This window comes from Pseudomonas psychrophila HA-4, from assembly GCF_000282975.1.
Taxonomy (GTDB): Bacteria; Pseudomonadota; Gammaproteobacteria; order Pseudomonadales; family Pseudomonadaceae; genus Aquipseudomonas; species Aquipseudomonas psychrophila_A.
This window is the reverse complement of record NZ_ALJC01000016.1, coordinates 1-4,110: the sequence shown is the minus strand read 5'-3', so window position 1 is coordinate 4,110 and position 4,110 is coordinate 1. Positions and strand designations below refer to the sequence as shown.

General features: G+C 57.3%; 3 protein-coding genes. All 3 read left to right on the top strand.

Translation table 11 applies throughout. The features are described from left to right. On the top strand, positions 1-1,884 hold a 1,884-nt coding region (gene tssI, locus B347_RS24560), incomplete at its 5' end, for a type VI secretion system tip protein TssI/VgrG (protein WP_019408005.1). Then, positions 1,881-2,717 carry a DUF4123 domain-containing protein gene (locus B347_RS0101795; protein WP_019408004.1) on the top strand — a complete coding sequence of 279 codons (837 nt, stop codon included), beginning with the start codon at positions 1,881-1,883 and terminating at the stop codon, positions 2,715-2,717. The genes tssI and B347_RS0101795, both read left to right, overlap by 4 nt. After that, positions 2,714-4,110 (top strand): toxin VasX (locus B347_RS0101790; RefSeq protein WP_019408003.1); only part of this gene is annotated, 1,397 nt, incomplete at its 3' end. The genes B347_RS0101795 and B347_RS0101790, both read left to right, overlap by 4 nt.

Here is a 4,110-nt window from a genome sequence, read left to right as displayed (position 1 = left end):
GACCTCGAGGCGTTGCTGCACACACCGGCCTTTCTGGGGTTTGATCAGCAGGGTCATGGCATCCACGGGCAGGTTTATCGCATCGTTCAATACAGCCCCGGCCAGCGCTTAAGCCTCTATCGTCTGACGCTGGTTCCGTGTTTGGCCTACCTTGAGCACCGCACGAATCAGCGTATTTTCCAGAACAAAACCGTGCAGCAGATCATTGAAATCCTGCTCGAAGAGCACGGCATTCTCGGCACGGTGTACGGCTTTACCCTGCAATCGACCTACGCGCCGCGTGAATATTGCGTGCAGTACGGCGAATCAGACCTGCACTTTATTCAACGGTTGTGTTTTGAAGAGGGTATTCACTACCACTTCAAGCATTCGTCCGACGCCCATTACTTGCAGTTCGGTGATGGACAGGCGGCTTTCACTTCGTTGCCGCGGGCGACGCCCTACGTACAAAACGCTGGCATGGTGGCCGCAGAAGCGGCAGTCGACCGCTTTGATCTGCGCCTGAAAACCCGGACCAACAGCACCCTGCGTCGCGATTATGATTTCAAGACGGCCAGTCGCACACTTCAGGCCGATAGCCGCGTCGACCCCAACCGGCGCCCGCTTGAGCATTACACCTACCCCGGCCGCTTCAATAACGACGCGCATGGCGAACGCCAAAGCCAGCGAAGCCTGGAACAACATCAGAGCGAATACCGTCAGGCCATCGGCTACAGCGATCAGCCGACGCTGTGCAGCGGCCATTTTTTAACCCTGAGCGAACACCCTTACCGCGACTGGAATGCGCCGTGGTTGTTGACTCACGTCCATCACGAAGGCAAGCAGCCGCAGGTGTTGGAAGAGCAAGGCGGCCAATCGCGGATCAAGCATTCACTGGATTTTACCCAGGGCTACCGCAATCACTTTCTTGCAGCGCCTGAGAACGTGACCTACCGCTCGCCCACCGTTTTTGACAAGCCGCGAATCCAAGGCAATCAAACGGCTCGGGTCACCGGGCCAGCGGGTCAGGAAATCCACTGCGATCAATACGGCCGGGTCAAAGTCAGCTTTCATTGGGACCGCAGCGGGATTGATGACGACACCAGCAGTTGCTGGCTGCGTGTCGCGTCCAGTTGGGCAGGCGACAGCTACGGCGCGGTGACTATTCCCAGGGTCGGCATGGAAGTACTGGTCAGCTACCTCGAAGGTGATGTCGACCAGCCGCTGGTTTCGGGCTGCCTGGTATCTAGCATGACTCCAACCGCACTCACGTTGCCGACCGAGAAAACCCAAAGCGTCTTTCGCAGTCGTAGCACGCCGGGCGGTGGTGGCTACAACGAACTGCGCATCGAAGACCGCACGGGCCAAGAAAAAATCTACCTGCACGCCCAGCGTGACATGGCGCAACACATCGAAAACGACAGCCACCTGCAGGTCGATGGTAAGCGCGAAGAAACCATCGTTGGCAACAGGGTGGTCGTGCTTGGCGCCGAAGACCAGCAGACCGTCACTGCGGATCGAAAGATCGAACTCAAGGGCAATGACTTTCAGGCCGTCGCCGTCAGCAGCCACACCCGCGTGGGTCTGGTGATGGCGATTGAAGCCGGGGTGCACGCACACATCAAGGCCGGGGCCACGCTGGTGGTCGATGGCGGTCCGCTGCTGACGCTCATGGCCGGCGGGCAACACCTGCAACTCACCCCAGCCGGAATTTACAGCAGCTCACCGATATTGCCCGGCGGAGTGCCGATACCGGGCATGCCTGTGCTGTTGGCGGTGCCGGACGGGGTAGAGGCGATGACCGCAGTGGCGCTGGCTGACCAAGCACGCGTATTCGAATTATCCGCCGACGAGATTGAGCCCGTGTGCTTGACCTGTCAGGCCCTCGAGGAGGGTCAAGCATGACCCGCGCCTACCTGTTACTCGATAGCAACCAGATTCCAGATCTCTACGCGCGCCTGTTCCAGTTGGCGCCAAAAGCCGTCCCGCACGCTCTGTACTTGACTACGCGTTATGCCGACTTGGCAAACATTGGCCCTGTACTGGTAGCGGTCGAGCCCACGAGTACGCTGGCTAAAACCTTTATCGAAGAGTGGCAGGCCCGCGCCGGTATCTGGCTGGAAACAGAGGCCAATGAGGCCGAGTTAATCGCGCATTTGCGCAGCCTGGTTCATGTGCAACTGGAGGGCGAGGTCAGCGCTTTTTTCCGTTTCTACGACCCGCGAATTATCCGCTTGTGGCTAGCCGATTTGCCCGATACCGAGCGAGATCGGCTGATGGGGCCCGTGCGCTCGATTCGGTTGGCCGAGGGATGTTTTATCCATCAGAAAAATCCTGATCAGCCGTGTGGCCAATACGCCACAACGCCTTGGCTGCGTTTGAGCACGGAACAGCTTGAGTCTGTGTGCCAAAGCAAACGAGACCAATTTGCTCAACGAATGATTGAACACTGCCAGCGCTATTTCCCCCAGTGCCTGCAAGGGCTGGACCTGCTAGCACGTCAGCAATGGGCACAAGATTGTCAGCGCAATGCGGCGCGTCAAGGCTACAGCGCAGAGGATGAAGTGATGAGTTGGATCGGTGTGTATGCGTATTTCGGTGAGACGTTTCCAGATGGCGCGGGCCAAGAGGTCTATCGCCACTTACTGAGCGAGCGCGATAGGACGCCGCCACAACGACTTGAGCATGTACTGGACGAATTAACACGCCAACTTCTCACGGATGAGGTGGCCGCATGAGTGGCGATAAACGTCTGGCCGCAGCAGTCAATTTGGCTGAAGCCACGCGAGCAGCCAGCGCTCGCCCGCACACCGACATCAACAGCACCGTTCGCCAATGCCAGGCCAGCCCCTCACACATCTTTGTGGTCCCGGTGCGCTACGCCCTCAGCGAAGAGCCTGCCAAACACTCGGCGTTTCAGTTTGGCGTCAAGGCTGTGAGCCATCCGGCTTTCCAACCGGGGGTAGAAACCAAAAGCCACCCCATGGCCGCCCGTCTATTGCGTTCGGGCTTTGTCTACGTATGGCAGGGCAAGGGGCCACTTCAGCGCTACACCATGGCCCAAAACCACCTATTGCGCGTACAAGAGCTGGACGACGATGACACCGTCGTGAATGTTGGCACCTTGAGCGGTATCGCATTGGACAAGCACCAGGAGGCCTGGATGCTCTACAGCGAAATCCCGCTGAATGCGGCTTTTTGCGAACAACTCACCGAGCCAGAAATTCGCGCAAAACGCATGCGCCGTCTTGATTTACGGCAGGTTGCGAACACCCTGCAAGCGCCGCACTGCGTGCCGCTTAAAGATGCCAACAGCGTCATGGGCGAATTAGTCCCCGAGCTTTATGACAGGGCGCTGGCGATCGATTACCAACGCAATCAGTCCACACTGCAAACCTGTGCGGATGAATTGGGCAAGGAGGCGATCAAAGACCCAGCGCCCGACAGGATCAAGGCCTATACCGACACCCAACGTTGGCTAAGTGAACGCGCAAAAATCGCCGCCAAGTACCCCCCGGTTTCCGATGAGATACCCGCACCGGGAGAGTGGAGTGCCGTGCCATGGGAACCGACTACAACGCAAAGCCTTATAGAAATCGCCCACACCCAATCACGCGGTTTATACACCGTATTGGCTTGCCTCGACGACGACCTCGGCGTTTTACGCGACATCAACCATGAACAAGAACAAGTAGAAACGCGGCACGAGAAATGGCAAGCCGACAACAACTTACGGCTAAGTATTGGCGGGTTTGTTCGCAGCTTGGTGACAGAAGATCCCATTGAAGTTATCGGGATGTTGATTTACCGCTACCGTGAGCAGGACATTGAACTGACGCGTGAGCAGGCGCAATTATTGCTGGATACCCGTAAACGGCTTGAAGAGCTGGCCAGAGAACGTTACACCGCCAATGTTGCTCATGGGTCGCCGTTCACCAAACAGCAAGTAGAGACCCGGCTACATGAAATACATCTGCGCGAACAAGCCGCTGTGGCGCCGATCCGTGGATTTATCCCGCTGAAGTTTCATGACCAGATTATGGAAATGGTGCTCGAGTACCAGGTCAGTAAACTCAAAAATTTGGCCAACACTCACACCAGCGACAAAGTTGAACAATACATCGACCTGCC

Coding starts and splice junctions, on each gene's coding strand:
- B347_RS0101795 (WP_019408004.1), top strand. CDS start 1,881: ATGACCCGCGCCTACCTGTTACTCGATAGCAACCAGATTCCAGATCTC.